Raw genomic sequence first — 22269 nt, 5'->3', positions numbered from 1 at the left:
CCGAAAGATTGCAGCCAATAGCTTCTTGTATTTAGTATTGCAGTGTCTAACATTCTTGTATTTTTAGATGCGCATCAACTACAAGAGCAATCTTATGTCACTTATGAAACAACCACAATTGGGGCTGAAAATTTTAGAATTACGTCAGCAAAAAGGATTTACACAAGAAGAACTTGTAGAGCAATGCAATATCTCTGTACGCACTATTCAACGAATTGAAGCCGGTGAAGTAACACCTCGAGTGTACACTATAAAAACCATTTTAGCCGCACTCGATAGAGACTTAGATGATTTGCAGGAAACCTACTTTGAGAAACAGGTCAAAAAAGCCTTTCTCATTGAAATTGATGAAAACAAAGATGTTTCCTTTTTATTCAAACAACTTAATCTGGGTTGGATAGCCGGAATAATAAGTATGATTCTATTAGTCTTCCAACTTATAGAAGAGACTACCTATCTTACTTCAAATTCGTATTATTTTGGGGAGATACCCTACGTAATTATCACGATATTTTCTGCAATTGCTTTTGCATTACATATGCGCGCTTTTGTGTTAATCGGCGAACTCTTCAAAGCTAATTTTTTAAAGACAAGTGCAATAATTGCTATTGCAATTAACACGCTTATCGCCCTATATTCAGTATTTGATTTACATTTCAAGTATATAAATTTTGAAGCATTTGCGGTAATTTATAGCGTGCTTTTTGGTGTTGTTTTTATCTGTATGGGAATTGCATTTTTAAAAACCAACCATTTGGGACAACTTCCTAAAGTAACCGGGATTATAAATCTAGTGCTTGGCGGTATGTTCTTGACCATCATTCTAACAGTTATGGCAGGACCCGCAAGCATTCTTGTGCAAGGGTTGTTTGTTGCAATTATTTTAAAAACGATTGATACCTTAAGAAAGCAAATTTCTCAGTAAAAATTTAATAACAAGAAGGAATGTAATTTTAGAATTGCTTTCCCTCTTTGAATTAAAAATGATAAAAAGCATTCTCAAAATGTTCAAGCTGCTCCTGTGTTTTATTTTTGAGAATTGCGATTATATCAAAACGCACTTCCATTTCGAGATCATTAGATATAATAAATTCGTTTGCAGCTTTAACTAGCAATTTTATCTTAGATGGCGTTACAAAATCCTGCGGATCGCCAAAAAAGTCTGAGTTACGGGTCTTCACTTCAACGATAATTAGTTCGTTGTCTTTTCTAGCGATAATATCAATTTCCGCTTTAGCGAAAAACCAATTACGCTCAATAATCTCATAATTATTTTTCTCTAAATATTCTGCTGCAAATTGCTCCCCCCATTTACCTAGTTCGTTGTGATTCATAGCAGTTATATAGTATTAACTTTCTTGTTGAAACGATAGGTGTGTTTGGCTTTCAGAAACATCGAGTGTAACTGTTCTACCGAAGATTAATGCTCTGTTATCTTTGAGATGGCCCGCCGGAAAATTAAAACAAACCGGAAAATCATATTCTTTAACCGCATCCAATACAATCTCCCGTGCCGATTTTCCAAAAGGCACCGAATTATCGTGCATTTTGGTTAATCCACCAACGATAAGACCTTTTAAATTACACAGCATATTATTACGCTTTAGATTGACCATCATTCTATCTACGTGATATAAATACTCATCCAGGTCTTCAATAAATAGAATTTTACCATCTGTTACAATAGATGATGTACTACCGCATAAAGAATATAATATTGAGATATTACCACCCACCAGTTCCCCCGTTCCTTGACCAGGTCTGTTATATCGCGTAGAATTAATACTATAATTTAATGAATTCCCAAACCAAGCCCGTCTAAGTGTTTCTTTAGCTTCTTTAGTATTTCTAGATATGCCTACCGGCATAATAGCGTGTATGGTTTCAAAACCTAACATATGCACTTGAGAATGCAAAACTGTGACATCACTATACCCTACAATCCACTTGGGATATTTTACAAATTTGTAAAAATTGATATTGTCAACAATTCGAACGGTGCCGTACCCTCCTTTTGCGCACCATACTGCTTTAATATCTTCATTGTCGAGCATAGCTTGTAAATCTGTAGCACGCTCGCTGTCTGTTCCTCCATATTGGTCTGCAGAAGCACCTATTGTTTTACCTAAAACAGGAACCAGTCCCATATTTTTTAAATAAATTATACCTTTCTCCAGATCATCTAGATCTACTTTGCGCGCTGTACAAACGATACCTACTCGATCACCTTTTTTTAAATATGGGGGAGTTAACATGAAATCTTATTTTTTAGGACGATACATAAGTCCCGTTACTTTAAAGTCAATATTGTACTTTTTTGCTTGCTCAGCAGTTATAGTAATATCACTACCTATAAATTCTTTTGGCATATCTACATCACCATCTGTCCCTAAATAGACAAAAAGAATCTCACTCGCCAGAGCACCTTTTTCAAAATCTACTGCACCTGCATAGTCCCATTCATAGCCATAAAAACGAAGTGATTTCTTATTTAATGCTTCTAGTTCACTTAAAGGCATTCCCATGTAAATTCCGGTTTCAGATTTCCAAGGGCTGTCGTAAGCATATACTTCAATGCTATGCACAATAGATTTATTGATATCTGTATAATTAATTAGTAGCTCTTTGGGAGTGTTGGGATAGACTTTCAAGGTAACTACTTCCATACTTCCCTCTTCGATCCACTGTTTTGTTTCTAAAAGATCTTCTTCAGCGAATGTATCTTCAATTGATTTGGCTTCAGCTAGTCTGTATATCTCTTCAACTGTATATACATTTTCTTGCACCGTCTCTTCTTGAATAACAGTTGGGGAAGCGGCCTGAGAATCTAACTTTTCTTTACAACCTAAAAAGATTATAAACCCTACAAACACAAAAATATGCTTCTTCATAAATGATATAAACGACTAAGATACATACTTAATAAATGTGCTCCTATCACAGGTTTTGATTAAACCCATAAATGGTATCTTTGCCGCTGAAAATTTTATATTTATTATGACTCCTAAAAGATATACAATAACCGCAGCACTGCCTTATACAAACGGCCCTATACACATAGGACACTTAGCAGGCGTGTATGTGCCGGCAGATATTTATACACGCTACTTACGAGGTATTGACAAAGATGTAGCTTTTATATGTGGTAGTGATGAGCACGGTGTTGCAATAAGTATCAAAGCCAAAAAGGAAGGGATTACGCCTCAGGAAGTTGTTGATAAATACAATAAAATCATCAAAGATTCATTTGAAGATTTTGGGATTTCTTTTGATAATTATTCCCGTACTTCTGCGGAAGTACATCACAATACTGCATCAGAATTCTTTACAAAACTTTACCAAAAAGGTGACTTTATAGAAGAAGTTACAGAGCAGTTATATGACGCCGAAGCAAATCAATACCTAGCAGATCGCTTTGTAATAGGTACTTGCCCTAAGTGTGGTAATGAAGAGGCTTATGGTGATCAATGTGAGAGCTGTGGCTCTTCTCTTAATGCGACAGATCTAATAAATCCAAAATCTACTATATCTGGCGCAAAACCTGTTATGAAAGAAACCAAACACTGGTTTTTACCTTTAGAACGTTATGAAGACTTCTTAAAACAGTGGATTCTTGAGGATCATAAAAAAGATTGGAAGTCTAATGTATACGGGCAATGCAAATCCTGGATTGATGATGGCTTGCGACCACGTGCTGTAACTCGTGATCTTGATTGGGGAATTCCAGTTCCGGTAGAGGGCGCAGAAGGTAAAGTTTTATATGTTTGGTTTGATGCTCCCATAGGCTACATCTCCTCTACAAAAGAGTGGGCCGCCCGCGAAGGAAAAGATTGGGAACCTTACTGGAAAGATGAAGACACAAAACTGGTTCATTTTATAGGAAAAGATAATATCGTTTTTCATTGCATTATATTCCCTGCAATGCTTAAAGCAGAAGGCAGTTATATCTTACCCGACAATGTACCTGCAAACGAATTTTTAAATCTCGAGGGCAATAAGCTCTCTACTTCAAAAAACTGGGCAGTTTGGTTACATGAGTATCTTCAAGATTTTCCGGGACAGCAAGATGTTTTGCGTTACACATTAACTGCAAATGCTCCAGAAACAAAAGATAATGATTTTACGTGGGCAGATTTCCAAGCACGCAATAATAATGAACTAGTAGCCATTTTTGGTAATTTCATAAACCGTGTGGTTGTACTAACAAATAAGTACTACGAAGGTAAATTACCTCAGCCCGCACAATTTAATGAAGAAGATGAGCGTGTGTTAGCAGAAATGAAGGCTTATCCGGCAGTTATTGCCAGTTCGATTGAGCGTTATCGCTTCCGCGAAGCGCAAAATGAACTGATGAATGTGGCGCGATTAGGAAACAAATATCTCGCAGATGCTGAGCCGTGGAAAACGGTAAAAACAGATGCAGAACGCACACAAACTGTGATGTATGTTGCACTACAAATCGCAGCAAGCCTAGCTGTTTTAAGCGAACCCTTTTTACCCCATACCGCAAAAACTTTAAAAGAAATGCTGAATATGGAAAGTAATGATCCGCTAATGACCTTACCTCAACCATTGAGCTGGTCAAGCTTAGGCGAAAAAATAGATTTACTTCCTGTAGGTCATACTATCGATGCAGCTGCTCTGCTTTTTAGCAAAATAGAAGATGAGCAAATTCAAAAACAATTAGATAAACTAGAAGCAACCAAAATGAGTAATCAAGCTGAAAACGCAACGGTAACACCACAAAAAGAAACCATCGAATTTGACGATTTTACCAAATTAGATATGCGTGTGGGAACAATTATCGAAGCGGAAAAAATGCCAAAAACAAAGAAACTTTTAGTCTTAAAAGTAGATACTGGTATTGATGTACGCACTATTGTTTCAGGTATTGCAGAGAGTTTCACTCCCGAGGAAATTATAGGGAAGCAAGTTACTGTTTTAGTTAATCTCGCTCCTCGCGCATTGCGTGGTGTAGAAAGCCAGGGAATGATTTTAATGACTGAAGATGCACAAGGTAAACTCGTGTTTATGAACCCAGATACTGCCGGTGTAAAAAATGGTGGGGTGATTAGTTAAAGTCTCGACTGCGCTCGACAGGACAAATCTTTTTAAACTTAATTTTGATCTTGTGTCACATCGAGCGCAGTCGAGATGTCATCTAAAATTTTAAATATGAAAACGTATTTTGTTTATATATTAAAATGTTCAGATGGCTCTTATTATACTGGGTTGACTAATAACATAGAATCCCGTATAAATCAACATAATTCTGGACTGAATACTGAGAGCTATACATTCAAAAGAAGACCTTTAAACTTGGTTTTTTCGCAAGATTTTAGTGATGTCAATCAGGCTATACACTTTGAAAAAAAAATAAAAAGTGGAGCGCAAAAAAGAAAACTGCATTAATCAATGGAGATCACAATTTATTGCAAATTCTGGCCGAATATAGAAATGTAACCCATTATAAGTATAAACCAGAGTAGTGTCTCGACTGCGCTCGACATGACATTACTACTTCATAATTTATATTTGTGTCACATCGAGCGCAGTCGAGATGCATTTACATCATAAATAATCTAAATGTCCGCAATCCTCTCCTACCTCCTATCTCAAACAAACCTTCCGGAAAACAGCATCAAAAACACCTTGCAGTTACTTGATGAAGATGCTACTATTCCATTTATTTCTCGTTACCGAAAAGAACGTACCGGAAATCTTGATGAGGTGCAAATAGGTGAAATTGTAACATTCAAAGAGCAGTTTGAGGCTTTAGAAAAACGAAAAGCTGCCATACTAAAAGCGCTTACAGAACAAGAAGCGTTAACTCCAGAACTCAAAAAGCAAATTAGCAACACGAGTGATTTAATTGCACTTGAGGATATTTATTTACCCTATAAAAAAACCCGAAAAACTAAAGCAGACACGGCACGTGAAAATGGTCTGGAGCCTCTTGCAAAAATCTTAATGGCACAGAACGCAAATGATCTGGAATCTGCTGCTTTTAAGTTTCAAAATGATACCATTTCTAAAAATGCGGCTCTTGAAGGGGCACGACATATAATTGCAGAATGGGTAAATGAGCGTCCAGATATTCGTAATTATCTACGTAATCAATTAGAGCGCCACGCACAGATCACAACTAAAGTTGTCAAGTCTAAAAAAGACGAAGAAAAAGCACAGAAATATAAAGATTATTTTGAGTGGGACGAGTCATTAGCGCGTATTCCTTCACATCGGTTTTTAGCGTTAATGCGTGCTGCAGAAGAGGGTTTTATACGATTGAAGGTAGACATTGATAACGATAAAGCCTTGCAGAATATCGAGAATCGCATTATAAAATCTAATAATGCCTGTGCAGAGCAGATTCAAATGGCAATTGCAGATTCTTACAAACGCTTACTTTTTCCGGCATTGAGTAATGAGTCTTTAAGTGCTGCGAAAGAGAAGGCAGACAATGAAGCGATTTCAGTTTTTGCAAAAAATTTACGCCAGCTGCTATTAGGTTCGCCACTGGGCGAAAAACGCATTCTCGCTCTGGATCCCGGTTTTAGAACAGGTTGTAAAGTAGTTTGTTTAGATGAAAATGGCGGATTGAAACACAACGAAACCATTTATCCGCATCCTCCTAAAAACGACACAAAAGGTGCAATGCGTAAAATTAGTTTTCTGGTCGACGCACACAAGATTGAAGCGATTGCTATAGGTAATGGAACTGCTAGTCGGGAAACCGAACAATTTATCAAACGCATGCAATTCAATAGAAATATAGATGTTTTTGTAGTGAGTGAAGCCGGCGCTTCTATTTACTCAGCATCTAAAATTGCCCGTGATGAATTTCCTAATTATGACGTGACGGTACGTGGCGCCGTTTCTATAGGGCGTCGCCTGGCAGACCCGCTTGCAGAGTTAGTGAAAATCGATGCAAAATCTATTGGCGTAGGACAGTATCAGCACGATGTTGATCAATTAAAACTAAAAAGCGAGCTCGACCGCGTTGTAGAAAGTTGCGTAAATACCGTGGGCGTAAATATCAATACAGCTAGTGTTCCCTTATTGAGTTATGTTTCTGGAATAGGCCCTAAACTTGCTGAAAATATTGTTGCATATAGAGATGAAAAAGGAGCATTCACTTCGCGGAAAGAGATTTTAAACGTTCCGCGGTTAGGAGCTAAAGCTTATGAACAAGCCGGTGGCTTTTTACGAATAAAAGATGGCGAGAACCCGCTCGATGATTCTGCTGTGCATCCTGAACGTTATGAATTGGTCAAAAAAATGGCTAAAAAACTGAAAGTTTCCGTAGAAAATCTCGTGGGAAATAAAACCATTTTAAAAGAGTTAAGTCTCGAAGATTATGTGACCGATGAAGTAGGCCTACCAACGTTAAAAGATATTCTTGACGAACTTGAAAAACCCGGTCTTGATCCGCGTGAACCAGCAAAGGCATTTACTTTTAATCAAAATATACGCAAAATTGAAGATCTGGAGGTGGGTCAACTGCTTCCAGGTATTGTGAATAATGTTACTAATTTTGGTGCTTTTGTAGATATAGGAATTAAAGAAAGCGGCCTGATTCATATCTCTAATCTTGCTGATGGTTTTGTAAGCGATGTAAATGCATACGTAACCTTACAAGAACACGTAGTTGTAAAGGTGCTGGAGGTAGATATACCACGGAAGCGTATCCAACTCAAACTGCATAAGCTCAATGCTTAAAATCGCATATCATCCCATTTACAAACATCCATTGCCAGAAGGACACCGCTTCCCGATGGAAAAATATGATTTGCTCCCAAAGCAACTTTTGCACGAAGGCACCTGCACTGAAGCCAATTTTTTTGAACCTGGTTTTCCTGAGGAAAAATATCTTAAAGCTGTTCATACTGCAGCGTATGTAGATAATTTAAAGAAACTCAATCTAGACCGAAAAGCGATACGCAAAAATGGTTTTCCGCTGTCTCAAGAATTGGTAGATCGTGAACAAATCATCGCTCAAGGAACGATTCTGGGCTGTCAATATGCTATAGAAAATGGTATTTCTTTTAACATTGCAGGTGGTACTCACCACGCTTACAGCGATCACGGGGAAGCCTTTTGTTTATTAAATGACCAAGCGATTGGAGCGCGCTACCTTCAGGCTAAGGGGTTGGCTCAAAAGATTCTAATCGTAGATCTGGATGTACATCAAGGCAATGGTACGGCAGAAATTTTTCAGGAAGATGATTCGGTGTTTACATTTAGCATGCACGGCGCAGGTAATTATCCGTTTAAAAAAGAAGTTTCTGATCTCGACATTGCAGTGCCAGACAAAAGTGACGACCGCATTTATCTAGCATTGCTAAAAGAAACCTTACCGGGATTGATTAAGAAAGTAAATCCAGATTTTATATTCTACTTAAGTGGAGTTGATATTTTAGAAACCGACAAATTGGGACGACTTTCTTGTACAGTAGAAGGCTGCAAAGAGCGTGATCGTTTTGCACTAGAATGTTTTCGCGATAGTGAAATACCCGTTCAAGTAAGTATGGGTGGTGGTTATTCTCCTCAAATAAAGACTATTATTGATGCACACGCCAATACGTATAGGCTTGCTCAAGCTCTTTATTTTTAGTCAATTAACTTAAAACGTTGGGTGTTTTTCCCCATATTTAAATTAAAACAGTGATATTCAGCATATTAATTTTAATTTTGCAAATCACTTAACCTATTTGATATGAAAAATTTAAAAACCTTTTTTGCCCTTTTTATTTTAGCTACTTCTCTAATCTCATGCGATGCAGTTGATGATTTAACTGAAATTGAAGTTGATACTGAAATTTCTGAAGATTTTACTATTGTAGTAACGGAGGGAGAGACATTTTCAGAATCACTTTCTGTAAGTATTGATGATGAAAATGTTCAAGACAATCTTGATAAAATTGAAAATATTGAAATTGAAAGCCTAACCTATCAAATTATAAGTGTTAGCGGGACTGAAAATGTAATTGCTACCGGAGAGTTTTCAATAGCCAGTAGTAGTTTCCCATGGTTCTCTTATTCAGAGAGCGACTTTGTTAACCTTACCGCTGCAGCCGAGGCTGGAACCGTTTATGAAATTGAAGTTGACGAAGATGTTATAAGCGCATTTGAAGCAGATTTAAGAAGTGGAGCAACTGCTTCTATTCTTGCAACCGGAACAGTATCTGCGTCACCGGTGACATTTGTTGTACGCGTTAAAGCAAAAGTAAATGTAGTTGTAGATGCTATCTAACAGCAGTTTTAAAATTTAAAACAAAAACCCGATGTGCTGCATCGGGTTTTTTATTTTATGTAGTACTGCAATGCATAATCAAGATAAGTAGGTATAGAAAATCCCATCCTAAAAAGTTAAAAAATATTACCGACATTTGAGTAAATTAAATCTTGTGCTCGATTTTAAATTTAATCATATAGCATTATCTGTCAAGGATGTGACTAATTCTATAGCCTTTTATCAAAGCATTTTTCAATTTCCTGAAATTGAAAATACTGCATCCTCGTCTAATACGCGCTGGCTAGAAATAGGAGAAGGAAGACAACTTCATATCATACCCCGACCCGAAGCCATTATCAAAACCAATAAAGCTGTTCATTTTGCGCTTTCTACATCAGATTTAGATGTATTTATACAGCACCTCAACGATTTAAATATCGAATATTCAGACTGGCGTGGCACCCCAACAAAAGATTACATTCGCAAAGATGGTATTGCTCAGGTTTATTTTCAAGATCCCGATGGCTATTGGATTGAAGTAAATAATGCCATCTAAGTGATTTTTTGAAGAAAAATTCACCTTATCATCTTACCTGCTGATAATCAGTTTGATTCGCTCTATATTCAAAAATAATTGTAAAAAGTCTCATTATATTTATCATAAGCAGACTTAATACTTACCTCTAAATCGACAACGTTTTAGTAATTTTAAAGGTTACAACTACAATTATTAGCCTCCATGAGTAATTATCACATAAAACACTTAGAAGAGTATTTTCAAGTTTATCGTAAATCTGTGCGCAATCCAGAAAGTTACTGGGAAGAAATTGCCGAAGAACACTTTTTGTGGCACAAACGATGGGATGAAGTTTTAAGTTATGATTTTGAAAAACCGGAATTTAAATGGTTTAAAGGCGCAAAATTAAACATTACCGAAAATTGCATCGACCGGCACTTAAGAACCCGAGGAGACAAAACTGCTATACTTTTTGAACCCAATGATACTACTGAAAAAGCACAACATATAAGTTATAACGAACTCCACGAGCGAGTTTGTAAAATGGCGAATGTACTGAAAGATAAAGGGGTAAAAAAAGGCGATCGCGTATGTATTTATCTGCCTATGATTCCAGAATTGGCTGTTTCAGTACTAGCTTGTGCACGTATTGGAGCTATTCACTCTGTAGTCTTTGCAGGTTTTTCATCAACAGCACTAGCTACTCGTATTAATGATTCTTCGTGTAAAATGTTAATTACTAGCGATGGATCTTTCCGAGGAAATAAAAAAATTGATTTAAAAGGAATAGTGGATGCCGCATTAGAAAATTGTGAGTCTATAGAAAATGTGCTGGTGGTGAAGCGTATTGAAACCGATATTTCTATGCAAAACGGTCGGGACATCTGGTTGCAACCTTTACTGGACAATGCTTCTTCCTCTTGCCAACCAGAAATAATGGATGCTGAAGATCCATTATTTATTTTATATACTTCTGGTTCTACCGGCACCCCTAAAGGGATGGTTCATACCACTGCCGGTTATATGGTTTACGCTGCTTTTACCTTTAAAAATGTATTTCAATATAGAGAAGATGATGTGTACTGGTGTACAGCAGACATCGGCTGGATTACTGGTCATAGTTATATTGTTTATGGGCCATTAGCAAATGGAGCCACGACAGTTATGTTTGAAGGTGTTCCAAGTTATCCCGACTATGGTCGTTTTTGGGAAATTGTAGAGAAACACAAAGTAACGCAGTTTTATACGGCTCCAACTGCCATACGTGCCCTTGCAAAAGAGAAAACAGAATATGTCGAGAAATACGACTTATCAAGTCTTAAGATTTTAGGTACCGTGGGTGAACCTATTAATGAAGAGGCATGGCACTGGTATGACGAGAACGTAGGTAAGAAAAAATGTCCTATTGTTGATACGTGGTGGCAAACTGAAACCGGAGGGATTATGATCTCTCCTATTCCCTACTCTACACCGGCAATTCCCACTTTTGCTACTTTACCATTACCTGGAATACAACCTGCTTTAATGGATGAAGAAGGCAAAGAAATAAAAGGCAATCAAGTAGATGGACGTCTTTGTATAAAATTTCCGTGGCCATCGATGGCTCGTACAATCTGGAATAATCACCAGCGCTATAAAGAAACTTACTTTTCTGCATATAAAGGAATGTATTTTACAGGTGATGGGGCTTTGCGTGATAGTGTGGGTTATTATAGAATTACAGGACGCGTTGATGATGTGGTAATTGTAAGTGGTCATAATCTAGGAACTGCACCTATTGAGGATGCAATTAATGAACACCCTGCTGTAGCAGAAAGTGCAATTGTGGGTTACCCTCATGAGATTAAAGGAAGCGCGCTTTATGGTTACGTGATTTTGAAAGAAACCGGAGAAACCCGTAATCAAGACAATCTTAGAAAAGAAATAAATCAGTTAATTTCTGATCGTATTGGACCCATTGCGAAATTGGATAAAATTCAATTTACGAGTGGTTTACCAAAAACGCGAAGCGGAAAAATAATGCGTCGTATTCTACGTAAAATTGCGTCGAACGACACTTCAAATATGGGCGACACAAGTACTTTATTAAATCCCGAAATTGTTGAAGAGTTAATGGAAAATGTTATAAGCAGCTAATAAGCTGGTTATAATCAGTTATAAACTGAAGTTTTTAACAACTTTACTTTTAATTAAATGCGCTCTTCTAAAAGAATTATTAATTTAGTCATTTACTAACCTATCAAACACAGCATGAATACTATTAACAATCAAAACCCTCCTAAATCTTGGTTGGTAGAATCTATATTAGCCACAATATTCTGTTGCTTACCATTTGGTATTGCAGGAATTGTAAACGCTGCTAAAGTGGAATCAAAATTTGCTCAGGGAGATCTAGAAGGTGCAGAACGCGCTTCAGCAAATGCAAAAAAGTGGACACTTATAAGCGCTGCTCTGGGAGTGCTTGTTGTTTTGTTAGCTTTTATAGGTACTATGTTAGGCTTTGTCGGAAGTCAATACTAAAACATATTATTATATAGGTTTTGCACTTTTGGGTTTAGGTTTACTCGTATTTTATAAAACCTACAACCCAGAAGTGCATTCCTATTTTCCAAAGTGTCCTTTCTTATCACTTACTGGTTTGCAATGCCCCGGATGTGGTTCACAACGTGCCGTACATAATCTTTTAAATGGCCATTTTGTAAATGCTTTTAAACAAAATGCGTTACTGCTATTAGCAATGCCCTATGTTTTACTTGGACTCTTTTTAGAGTTTAAAAAACCATTGAGTAAAAAATTATTGAATATTAGAAAGCGCTTTTTTGGGTCCACAGCTATCTGGTGTATTCTAGGAATAATCTTTACGTTCTGGATTTTTAGAAATCTAACGTTTTAAAAAAATCTATTTACTTAAAAGCAATAATTCGTCACAAACGATTTCTGTGATATACCGTTTTTCACCTTGTTTAGTTTCATATGATCTAGAGGTAAGTTTACCTTCTATCGCAATCTCTTTACCTTTAGCAACATAATTTTCTACTAATTCTGCTGTTTTACCCCAGGCAACAACATTATGCCACTGCGTATCGGTAATGCGCTCTCCTTTGTTATTTTTATAATTCTCATTAGTAGCGATACTGAATTTTGCCAGTTTCTTACCTGATTCTAAATTGACGATTTCAGGATCATTACCTAAATTTCCGATCAACTGTACTTTGTTTCTTAATGTGCTCATGATTTGTGTTTTTCGTTAAACAGTTAATTTATTTTCGCAAAAGCGAATACTTATTTCAGTAAGCTGTAAGCATTGCAACTTAATGACACTGCAAAGATGAAGTACCTAAGAGAATCACTCGTTTATTAATCAGTTACTTACGTTTATTGTCGATTGTAAACGCTTACAATCATTTGCAATCATATTTTATACCATCTCTAGTTTCTACTTCACATCAAAATCATGGTGCACTAAAAATTAGAAGTAGTTATACGTAAGCTAACTATTAACTATATATTTAAATTTTAATTAAATGCTCAAAAAACTCATTGTTATGATAAGGTTGAAACAATATTCTCTACTATATACACTACTACTTACAGTCGTTTTTACAGCCTGTTCAACTGATGATAACAATATAAATTATAAGGTATCTTACACGTTACAGGATCTAGAAGTCATTCATAATGGTGACTCTACAAGTTGGAATCTAGAAGCACATTACAATAATTACAATTCAAAATCATTAAATTCTGACAATGCGTGTTTTATAGATGAGAAGTATACCTTTTTAGAAGATGGAGCGGTAAATGTTATATCTGGAGACGTAAATTGTTTTGCAGATGATACACAAACTGAAAACACTATTGTTACTTATATATTTAATGAAGATAATGAAAGTGTGTATATTCAATATGCGAAAAATGCCGAATTAGATGAAGTAACAAAATCGATATTCTTTAGTTTACAATTAGTAGAACTAGAAGAAAATCTGATGATTTTTGCAGCGGGAGATCGAGATAATTATGGAAAGGCATTAGTGTTTAGACGTTAGTAATTTTTACTAACGTCTAATATTTTAATACCTCAAACTAATAACCGTATTTAACACACAACAAACTGACTGTCAAATACTAAAATCTTATTTTAGTAAAAAACTTAGTATTTATGCAGAAGACTTGTCCAGAGTGTGGTGATAAAATTATAGGCAGAGCAGATAAAAAGTATTGTAGTGATGCATGTAGAAATTCTGCTAATAACAAATTAAATACAGACAGCAAGAATCTTGTGCGTAATACCAATAATAAGTTACGCAAGAATTATAGAATATTAGAAAAACTAAATCCTGATACTAAAACCAAAACCACTAGAGAAAAACTAGTTCTTGCTGGTTTTGATTTTGAGTTATTCACGAGTATTTATACCACAAAAGCCGGCACAACTTATTTCTTTGTGTACGATCAAGGTTATCTTCCTTTAGATGGAGACTTTTACGCATTGGTAAAGCGTAAATAAAACAGTTACTTCCAGGTAGCTCCTTTAAGTTGCAATGCCGCTTTTATAACATCCATTTGACTTATTTGGCCTACAAGTTTTCCATCTTCAACAATGGGAAACCGTCTATGCTTACGTTCAATAAAAAAACGAGCTGCATCAAAAACATTCATATTAGCATCTATTGTTTCTACATCAATAGCCATATTTTGTCCTACAGTGGCATTAAGCATAGGTAAATTATGATACCTACTATCAGATATATGCTTGATACAATCTCCTTCAGAAATAACTCCTAAGAGCTCATTATTTTCATTTACAACAGGCGCACCAGAGATTCGGTTTTTAATAAGTTTTTCCATAACCTCCATAATAGATTGGTCTGGAGTAAATGTTATTAATTTCCGAGTCATATAATCTGCTACCGTAATATTTACTTCATCTACAATGACCTTTGAGCGCTTGCCCATAAAACTCTTGATTCCCATATGATTAGATTTTAGATTCCTTAAGTTACCTATTTTTTTGGAAATCACGAACTCCTTTTTTTAAGCTCTATATGCTAATTTTAAATATTGTGCATAATGCCTAATCCAACTACCTTTATCCTTCATTTTAGATATATGAAAATTAATTACGCTGCAATTCTCTCGTTTTTACTTCTGTTAGGCCTTTTCTATTATAGTTTTTCTACTCATAAACCACACTCTATTTCTGGAGCTGAAACGCCATTAACACAGTTCTCAACTACCCGAGCTATGAGTTATGTAGACTCTCTTGCTCAGCATCCTCACAGTGTAGGGGTGCCTGCCCATAAAGAAGTTCAGGATTATATAGTTCAACAATTGACTGCTATGGGTCTCGAGGTAGAACTTCAAAGTGATTTTGCGTATAAACCGGGATGGGGAGCTTTAAGCAGAGCTGAAAATATTATTGCAAAAATTCCCGGCGATGGTTCTGGACAAACATTATTATTAATGTCCCACTATGATAGTGCTCCACATACGCAATCACGTGGCGCCAGTGATGCTGGAAGCGGAGTAGCTGCAATTTTAGAAACTGTGCGTGCCTTTAAAGCACAAGGTAAAAAGGCAAAAAATGATATAATTATTCTCTTTACAGATGCTGAAGAATTAGGTCTCAATGGGGCTTCTATTTTTGTAAATAAGCATAAATGGGCAAAAGATATTGACCTGGCCCTCAATTTTGAAGCTCGCGGCAGCGGTGGCCCCTCTAACATGATTGTTGAAACAAATGGCGGAAACGGAGCTCTTATCAAAGCATTTGCAAAAGCTAATCCTTCTCATCCTTTTGCAAACTCGTTAATGTATAGCGTTTACAAGCTTCTACCTAATGATACAGATTCTACAGTGTTACGTGAAGATGGAGACATCGATGGTTTCTTTTTTGCATTTATTGGTGATCATTTTGATTACCATACGGCCAATGATATTCCTTCGCGTTTAGATCCTGCTTCATTAGAACATCAAGGAAGATATTTGACAGCACTACTCGACTACTTTAAAGACGCAAATCTCAATTTAAAAGCAGAAGAGGATTATGTTTACTTTAATATGCCCCTACTAAAAATGATGTATTATCCATTTAGCTGGATACTACCTATGTTAGTGGGTGCGTGGATTCTATTTATAGCTCTACTGATATATGCAGTAAAGAAAAAAGAACTTAAACTTATTGCTATTGGTCGCGGCTTCTTACCTTTAATAATATCATTAATTGTAGGCTACATTCTAAGTCTTGGATGGAACTTAATCCTAGCTATAGACCCTGCACAGGCAGATATTTTACAAGGTTTTCCTTATAATGGTTATGAATTATTAACCGGTTTTGTGGCGCTAATGATCGCTATAACCTTTGCTGTTTATTATTTCTTTTATAAACCCAATGATGCTGCATCGTTAAGTTTTGCACCGTTATTTTTTTGGTTATTAATTGCCACGGGTGTAGGTATTTATTTAGAAGGCGCTTCCTTTTTTGTAATTCCGGTTTATTTTGGATTACTAGCTGTTTTTGTAATTTTGCAAAGCGGCAAACCCAACTTATTTATTCTAACACTTCTCTGTGCTCCAGCTATATTTATTGTAGCGCACTACATTAAAGAATTTCCAGTAGGATTGGGTTTAAAAATGCTGGTTGCAGCCCTAATGTTAACTGTTCTGCTTTTTGGCTTATTGCTTCCGGTAATTGGCTATTATAGAATGAAAGCTAAACTTGCCATCGCATTTGCGCTTGTAAGTATTGGTGCTTTTATTTCGGCGTATGCCAAGTCAGATTTTACAGAAGATCGCCCGTTTCCAACAAGTCTAAATTATATATATGATGTAGATAGCGGAAACACCTTTTACGCAACCTATAATACACATCTAGATGACTGGTTAAAATTAACACTAGGAGAAAACCCAGAAGTTGCATCAGAAATTTTTAACACTTCGGGATCAGGAAAATATGGCAGTAAATTCACTTTTGCCAAGAAAGCTCCTAAAAAATTTATTGCACCATCACAAGTCTATACATCTCGTGACACCGTTATAGATGGAAAGCGATTTCTAAATTTTAGTGTATTCCCACAACGCAATGTGAACGATATGGTTTTATTTTTATCAAAAAATGTAGTTCTAAATACAGTACGTTTTAATGGGCAGGAAGTTCAACCTGAAAATGGTGAAACCAACGTTCTCAATAATAGAAATTCTGATTACCTATTAAGTTATAGACTCACAAATAGAGAGCCATTAGAAGTAGAACTGGTAACAGAATCTAAAGCTGCGCTCGACTTTACCCTATTTGATTATAGTTATGATCTTTTAGAGAACACAGACTTTAACTTACCTTCGCGGCCTATAAATACAATGCCAATGCCTTTTGTTAATACAGATGCGCTCATTACAATTCAGCATTTTAATTATTAAACGGCTTTATACACTTTAGATTATGAGTACGATTGCAATAGCGGGTTTAGGATGGTTAGGTTTGCCGCTAGCTGTTCAATTACAAGAATTAGGTCATACTGTAAAAGGTTCTGTAACCTCTAAAGAAAAAAAAGCACAATTAGCTTCTTATGGAGTTGATGTATATCAAGTAGAAATTGCAGAAGATGAAATACGCGGTGAGATAACTACTTTTTTGGCTAACGTAGATATTTTAATTGTTCTTATTCCGCCAGGATTACGTCGTAACACAGGTCATAATCACGCACTTCGAATGGCTCAATTACTCGATGCAGTTGAAAATGCATTAGTTAAAAAAGTTATCTTGATTAGTAGTACTGGTGTTTATGATGACTCCCAAGGTGTAGTGACCGAGGCAGATGTGCCTAAACCGCAAGACGTTAAAGGCAACCAACTTCTAGAAGTAGAACAGCTGTTCTTTAAGTCATCTACAAGTGACAATACGGTAATACGCTTTGGAGGGCTGTATGGCGGAAGTAGAAATCCGGTAAAATATCTCGCAGGAAGAACCGGCTTAACAAATGGAGATGCACCTGTAAATATGATACATCGCCAGGACTGTATAGGTATTATTTTAGCTGTTATCTATAAAAACGCTTATGGGCATATCTTCAATGCCGTGAATCCAGAACACCCATCTAAGAAAGCATATTATACGACACAAGCTGAGCAATTAGGCTTAGAACCCCCTCATTACAACTCAGAAGAAGAACATGTGTATAAGCAGGTAGATTCAACAAATATCAAGTCTGTACTCGGATATTCTTTTCAGAAAAATCTATAAAAAAAACCCGGCAAGCACATACCGGGTTTTCAAGGAATTCTTCTGGTTGGTCAGAAGAAAGGCTAACACTAACTAACAGCGTTTTAAGCTACTGTTTCTTGTAACTGAAACAATTGCGCATTTAGAAATTGTAGGGCATTTATTTTTTCACGAGTAGGAACTAGAAGTGAAATATTATTATTGCTTCCTCCGTAGGCAATCATACGCACAGGAATAGAGTTTAGAATTCCGAAAGCTTTGTAAGATTCTTGATCTGCTATAAGGTTTTCTCCTACAATACAAATGATACTATGATCTTCTTCAACAGTCACTTCTGCAATTACAGATAGCTCTGTAATAATTGCTTTTAAATGACTGGAATCATCAATAGTTAATGAAATTGCAACTTCCGAAGTTGTAATCATATCTATAGAAGTCTCGTGGCGATCAAACACCTCAAATATGGTGCGTAAAAAACCGTGAGCACCTAGCATTCGGTTAGATTTTATTTTTATTGCAGTAATACCATCTTTAGCCGAGATAGCTTTGAGTCCGCGGTTATGGTACTCATTTGATATTTTTGTTCCTGGAGCAGAAGGCTCAAATGTATTTTTTAACCATACGGGAATATCTCTGTCAATAACAGGTGCTACCGTTTGCGGATGCAGGATTTTTGCTCCAAAATAAGCAAGCTCTGCAGCTTCATTATACGTCAAATGCTCTATAGGATTTGTACCCTCAACATATCTAGGATCGTTATTATGTAGTCCATCAATATCGGTCCAAATCTGCACTCCTTCTGCAGATACAGCTGCGGCTACGATAGTCGCACTAAAATCACTTCCTCCACGTTTTAGCGTTGCCAAAGAACCTCGCTCATCACGACATACAAAACCTTGCGTAATATATAATTGAGATGGGTTTTGCTCTAATTGCGGTAACAACGCTTGTGATACTGCTTCAATATTAGGGTTTTCTACAGATCCTACATTCATAAATGTACTTGCATCAAGCAATACATTAGCCACTTTTTCTTGTGTTAGAAACCTAGAAAACAAAGAAGTAAGCATTGTTTCCCCGTAGGTTACTAATTCCGCATAGGTAGTTAGAGTACGACCGGCTCGCGCTACATTATCTATATTTATAAGAAACTCATCGATTTGCGCCCGAGCTGATGCTTGATTTTCTGCTGTAAATAAATCATCTATAGCCTCATTGTGTTTTGCGCGTAATTGCTCGATCACCTCATCAATACGTGCAGTATTTTTATCTATGCTTGCCTGATTAAGACTTACAAGTAAATTAGTAACTCCAGACATTGCAGATAACACTACAATCTTAGGACTTTCTGTTACCGCAAGTATCTCTACAACTTTTCTAATATTTTGAGCACTTCCTACAGAAGTTCCGCCAAATTTTAAAACATTCATCTTCATTAATTTAGTGCTGCATAGTTAAACCGAAAAAAAGAAGACTGAAAAAAATTCAACAATTTTATATAAATTTGTACAAATTGTTAAATATATAACATTGAAAACAATCACCTCTGTAGTCGAGCAGCTTATAAAACACCAGCCTTATACTGAAGACGCTCTTATGCGTAAGATTATAAACTATAGCGCTCTAGCCGAAGATTTTCAGCCTAGAATTGAAAAAGAGCTTGGTAAAAAGGTTAATGTAGGATCTATCGTAATGGCATTGCGGCGGTATTACCCACAAAAAAGACTAGATGAACGGGTGATGCGAGATCTGGGAGATATTGTTGTACGTAGTGGTATCACAGACTTCACCTTTTTAAATTCGAATACAATTTTAGAGAGTCAGTCTAAATTGCTTGAGCAAACAAAAAATATTCCGAAGGCCTATTTAACATACTCCAGCACATTTCATGAAAGTAACATTCTGGTGTCTAATGATCTCACTAAACTTGTTGAAGATTGTTTTGCAAATGAAACCTGCGTGATGGTAAAGCATGATTTGTCTTCCTTATCTATAGCGTTGCCTGTTAATAACTCAAAAACAGTAGGTCTTTATTTTTATATTTTCAAATTGCTGGCTTATGAGGGAATACCAATTTTTGAAGCCATTTCAACATCAAATTATTTTACCTTATTCCTCGAGAAAGAATACGTTAATCAGGCATTTGCACTTATAAATGAAATTAAAGGATAAAAAAAACCCGAAAGCGATGCTTTCGGGTTTTTTAAATAATTCTAATATATTTACCAGATTCGTACTCGTTTTTCTACCGGTACAAACATTGCATCTCCTTCTTTAATATTAAAAGCTTCGTAAAAAGCATCTATGTTTTGAAGTGGTACATAAGCACGATACATACCTGGAGAATGTGGATCTGTCTTAATACGTGTTCTTAAAGCATCATCACGCATTTTTGTACGCCAGATAGTTGCCCAGCTAATGAAAAAACGCTGCTCTGCAGTAAAACCATCTATAGGTCCTGGTTTTTCATTCTTCTCATAGAATTTTTGCAATCCTGTGTATGCAGCAAGCAATCCACCTAAATCACCGATATTTTCACCCAATGTGAATTTACCATTAATATAAAGACTGTCTGCTACTTCTATGGCGCTGTACTGTTCTGCTAAAGCTCCACTACGCTCAGAAAACGCAGATAAATCTTCATCTGTCCACCAATTCTTTAAATTACCATCACCGTCAAATCGTGAACCACTATCATCAAAAGCATGTGAAATTTCGTGACCAATTACAGCTCCAATCCCACCATAGTTTACTGCTTCATCGGCCTGATAATTGTAAAATGGAGGTTGTAAAATAGCCGCCGGAAATACAATCTCATTAAATGATGGATTAAAATAGGCGTTAACAGTTTGAGGAGACATTCCCCATCTAGTCTTATCTACCGGCTCTTTGTAATCTGCATTATTTTTATCTTCTGCCCAAGAACCTGCTGCTAATAAGTTTTCAAAATACGTTTTATCTGCGCTGATTTCTAATTTTGAATAATCTTCCCACTTATCTGGATAGCCTATTTTTACTGTAAACTTGTCTAACTTATCAATTGCCTGAAGTTTAGTAGAATCTGTCATCCACTCCAGGTTGTTAATACGATCTCTAAACGCATCTTTTATATTATCAATCATCGCCTCGGCTTTTGCCTTTGCTTCCGGAGGAAATACTTTATCTACGTACAATTTACCTAGAGCCTCACCTAAAGTATTATCTACAGTTTCTAATGCACGCTCATCTGCAGGTTTCTGTTTTGGCGTTCCATTAAGTGTTTTACTGTAAAACTCCCAGTTTGCATATTCTAGCTCTGTAGTTAAAGCATCTGACCACGAGTTAAGAGTTGTCCATCTCATTAGTAATTTTAGATCATCAACAGCTGTTTTTGCTAAAACAGTTTGTAATGACTGCATATATTTAGGTTGTAACACAATTACCGTATCAACTTCTTTTGATAAACCTTGATTTTCAAAATAGGTTTTCCAGTTAATTGCTGAAGTCATTTTTTGAAGTTGCGCAACGCTTCGTGGATTATTCATATTGCGAGCATCTCTGCGAGCAACTTTGTCCAGTCTAGGTTCTGCTAATTTAGTTTCAAGTGCTAAAATGCGATCGGCCTCTGCTTTTGAAGTCGCTTCGTCATCTCCGGCATATTGCAACACCCAGCTAATATATTCTTTGTACTGCTCACGTATTTCTTTTGATTTTGCATCTTGCTCTACATAATAATCGCGATCTGGCAAACCTAATCTCCCCGGAGCAATATACCCTGAGTTCATTTTACTGTTAGAAAAATCTGAAAATACACTGAAGTTTACGAAAGGAGAAACCACACCATTACGCTGTTGACCTACCTTTTGAATATCTTGTACAGATGTGATCGCTGCAATACTTTCTAATGCAGGCTGAAGCGGCTTTAAACCAGCAGCATTACGAGCAACAGTATCTAACTGTCCTTCATAAAGAGCTAATGCTTTTGCTTGATCTGTTTTGGGACCATAACTATTTTCTTTTTGAGCGTCTGCAATAATCGCTAGAACATCTTCTCTAGTTTTTTTGCGCAGTACGCTAAAGCCTCCCCAAGTAGATTCTTCTTCCGGAATTTCTGTATTACGCATCCAATTTCCATTTACAAAATCGTAAAAGTTGTCTTGCGGTTTTACCAAAGTATCCATATTTGCAAGATCTAAAGCAGGTATTTTTAATTCTGCAGTATCTTGCTTTTTAGCTTCATCCTTACAGGATGTTAAACTCAATATTCCCAGTGAAACAGGGAGTATCATTCGTGCAATTTTATTCATATATAATTTAAAA

General features: G+C 36.4%; 22 protein-coding genes. 15 read left to right on the top strand and 7 right to left on the bottom strand.

What is annotated here, in order from left to right:
- Nucleotides 1-103 precede the first annotated feature (103 nt).
- Nucleotides 104-925 carry a helix-turn-helix domain-containing protein gene (locus ABVM53_RS07835; protein ID WP_405330807.1) on the top strand — a complete coding sequence of 274 codons (822 nt, stop codon included), beginning with the start codon at nt 104-106 and terminating at the stop codon, nt 923-925.
- A gap of 52 nt (nt 926-977) precedes the next feature.
- On the opposite strand, the gene ABVM53_RS07830 is transcribed toward ABVM53_RS07835, so the two are convergent.
- From ABVM53_RS07830 to ABVM53_RS07820, 3 genes are read right to left on the bottom strand one after another with little or no spacing between them, the layout of a single operon-like run.
- On the bottom strand, nt 978-1334 hold the full coding sequence (locus ABVM53_RS07830) for a YraN family protein (protein WP_405330806.1): 357 nt from the start codon (nt 1332-1334) through the stop codon (nt 978-980).
- 15 nt (nt 1335-1349) lie between these two features.
- Nucleotides 1350-2255 (bottom strand): LD-carboxypeptidase, encoded by a 906-nt coding sequence (locus tag ABVM53_RS07825; RefSeq protein ID WP_405330805.1) that lies wholly within the window; start codon nt 2253-2255, stop codon nt 1350-1352.
- 6 nt (nt 2256-2261) lie between these two features.
- A complete protein-coding gene (locus tag ABVM53_RS07820; RefSeq protein WP_405330804.1) occupies nt 2262-2891 on the bottom strand; it encodes a hypothetical protein in 630 nt (209 codons plus the stop codon).
- Nucleotides 2892-2997: 106 nt separating this feature from the next.
- Here ABVM53_RS07820 and metG point away from each other — a divergent pair, with 106 nt between their 5' ends.
- The 9 genes from metG (at nt 2998) to ABVM53_RS07775 (ending at nt 12645) form a co-directional block, all read left to right on the top strand.
- A complete protein-coding gene (gene metG, locus ABVM53_RS07815) occupies nt 2998-5079 on the top strand; it encodes a methionine--tRNA ligase (RefSeq protein WP_371455287.1) in 2082 nt (693 codons plus the stop codon).
- A 75-nt stretch (nt 5080-5154) separates the two neighbouring features.
- Nucleotides 5155-5412, top strand: coding sequence for a GIY-YIG nuclease family protein (locus ABVM53_RS07810; protein WP_405330803.1), 258 nt, complete (start codon nt 5155-5157; stop codon nt 5410-5412).
- Between the two features lie 174 nt (nt 5413-5586).
- A complete protein-coding gene (locus ABVM53_RS07805; protein WP_405330802.1) occupies nt 5587-7719 on the top strand; it encodes a Tex family protein in 2133 nt (710 codons plus the stop codon).
- Complete coding sequence (locus ABVM53_RS07800) at nt 7712-8614, top strand: histone deacetylase (RefSeq protein ID WP_405330801.1); 903 nt, start codon at nt 7712-7714, stop codon at nt 8612-8614. Before ABVM53_RS07805 ends, ABVM53_RS07800 begins: the two co-directional genes overlap by 8 nt.
- Before the next feature lie 102 nt (nt 8615-8716).
- Nucleotides 8717-9253, top strand: a complete 537-nt coding sequence (locus ABVM53_RS07795; protein WP_405330800.1) for a hypothetical protein — start codon at nt 8717-8719, stop codon at nt 9251-9253.
- Nucleotides 9254-9389: 136 nt separating this feature from the next.
- The gene (locus ABVM53_RS07790) at nt 9390-9791 is read left to right on the top strand and encodes a VOC family protein (protein ID WP_405330799.1); all 402 of its coding nucleotides are present in this window, start codon (nt 9390-9392) and stop codon (nt 9789-9791) included.
- A gap of 183 nt (nt 9792-9974) precedes the next feature.
- Nucleotides 9975-11888: an acetate--CoA ligase gene (acs, locus tag ABVM53_RS07785; protein ID WP_405330798.1), complete on the top strand. Its 1914-nt coding sequence runs from the start codon at nt 9975-9977 to the stop codon at nt 11886-11888.
- 114 nt (nt 11889-12002) lie between these two features.
- On the top strand, nt 12003-12272 hold the full coding sequence (locus tag ABVM53_RS07780; protein ID WP_405330797.1) for a CD225/dispanin family protein: 270 nt from the start codon (nt 12003-12005) through the stop codon (nt 12270-12272).
- Entirely contained in the window at nt 12253-12645 is a 393-nt protein-coding gene (locus ABVM53_RS07775; RefSeq protein WP_405330796.1) for a DUF2752 domain-containing protein, read from the top strand. The genes ABVM53_RS07780 and ABVM53_RS07775 overlap by 20 nt, the downstream gene beginning before the upstream one ends.
- Before the next feature lie 6 nt (nt 12646-12651).
- Here ABVM53_RS07775 and ABVM53_RS07770 read toward each other — a convergent pair whose 3' ends face one another.
- On the bottom strand, nt 12652-12984 hold the full coding sequence (locus tag ABVM53_RS07770; protein WP_371455296.1) for a single-stranded DNA-binding protein: 333 nt from the start codon (nt 12982-12984) through the stop codon (nt 12652-12654).
- A gap of 292 nt (nt 12985-13276) precedes the next feature.
- Here ABVM53_RS07770 and ABVM53_RS07765 point away from each other — a divergent pair, with 292 nt between their 5' ends.
- Nucleotides 13277-13798, top strand: a complete 522-nt coding sequence (locus ABVM53_RS07765) for a hypothetical protein (protein WP_405330795.1) — start codon at nt 13277-13279, stop codon at nt 13796-13798.
- A gap of 113 nt (nt 13799-13911) precedes the next feature.
- Nucleotides 13912-14259 carry a hypothetical protein gene (locus ABVM53_RS07760; protein ID WP_128756227.1) on the top strand — a complete coding sequence of 116 codons (348 nt, stop codon included), beginning with the start codon at nt 13912-13914 and terminating at the stop codon, nt 14257-14259.
- A 5-nt stretch (nt 14260-14264) separates the two neighbouring features.
- Here the strand turns inward: ABVM53_RS07760 and ABVM53_RS07755 are convergent, their stop codons facing one another.
- A complete protein-coding gene (locus tag ABVM53_RS07755; RefSeq protein WP_405330794.1) occupies nt 14265-14726 on the bottom strand; it encodes a CBS domain-containing protein in 462 nt (153 codons plus the stop codon).
- Between the two features lie 135 nt (nt 14727-14861).
- Here ABVM53_RS07755 and ABVM53_RS07750 point away from each other — a divergent pair, with 135 nt between their 5' ends.
- Nucleotides 14862-17168: a M20/M25/M40 family metallo-hydrolase gene (locus ABVM53_RS07750; protein ID WP_405330793.1), complete on the top strand. Its 2307-nt coding sequence runs from the start codon at nt 14862-14864 to the stop codon at nt 17166-17168.
- A 22-nt stretch (nt 17169-17190) separates the two neighbouring features.
- The gene (locus ABVM53_RS07745; RefSeq protein WP_405330792.1) at nt 17191-17991 is read left to right on the top strand and encodes an SDR family oxidoreductase; all 801 of its coding nucleotides are present in this window, start codon (nt 17191-17193) and stop codon (nt 17989-17991) included.
- Between the two features lie 83 nt (nt 17992-18074).
- Here the strand turns inward: ABVM53_RS07745 and ABVM53_RS07740 are convergent, their stop codons facing one another.
- Nucleotides 18075-19400, bottom strand: coding sequence for an aspartate kinase (locus ABVM53_RS07740; protein ID WP_371455302.1), 1326 nt, complete (start codon nt 19398-19400; stop codon nt 18075-18077).
- Between the two features lie 100 nt (nt 19401-19500).
- Between ABVM53_RS07740 and ABVM53_RS07735 the strand changes: the two genes are divergently transcribed.
- A complete protein-coding gene (locus ABVM53_RS07735; RefSeq protein ID WP_128756222.1) occupies nt 19501-20142 on the top strand; it encodes a hypothetical protein in 642 nt (213 codons plus the stop codon).
- Nucleotides 20143-20192: 50 nt separating this feature from the next.
- On the opposite strand, the gene ABVM53_RS07730 is transcribed toward ABVM53_RS07735, so the two are convergent.
- On the bottom strand, nt 20193-22256 hold the full coding sequence (locus tag ABVM53_RS07730; RefSeq protein ID WP_405330791.1) for a M13 family metallopeptidase: 2064 nt from the start codon (nt 22254-22256) through the stop codon (nt 20193-20195).
- Nucleotides 22257-22269: the final 13 nt, after the last annotated feature.

Source organism: Leeuwenhoekiella sp. LLG6367-2.1 (assembly GCF_045055775.1).
Lineage (GTDB): Bacteria > Bacteroidota > Bacteroidia > Flavobacteriales > Flavobacteriaceae > Leeuwenhoekiella > Leeuwenhoekiella aequorea.
Note: the sequence above shows the minus strand (reverse complement) of the source record. Positions and strands in the feature narration are given on the sequence as shown.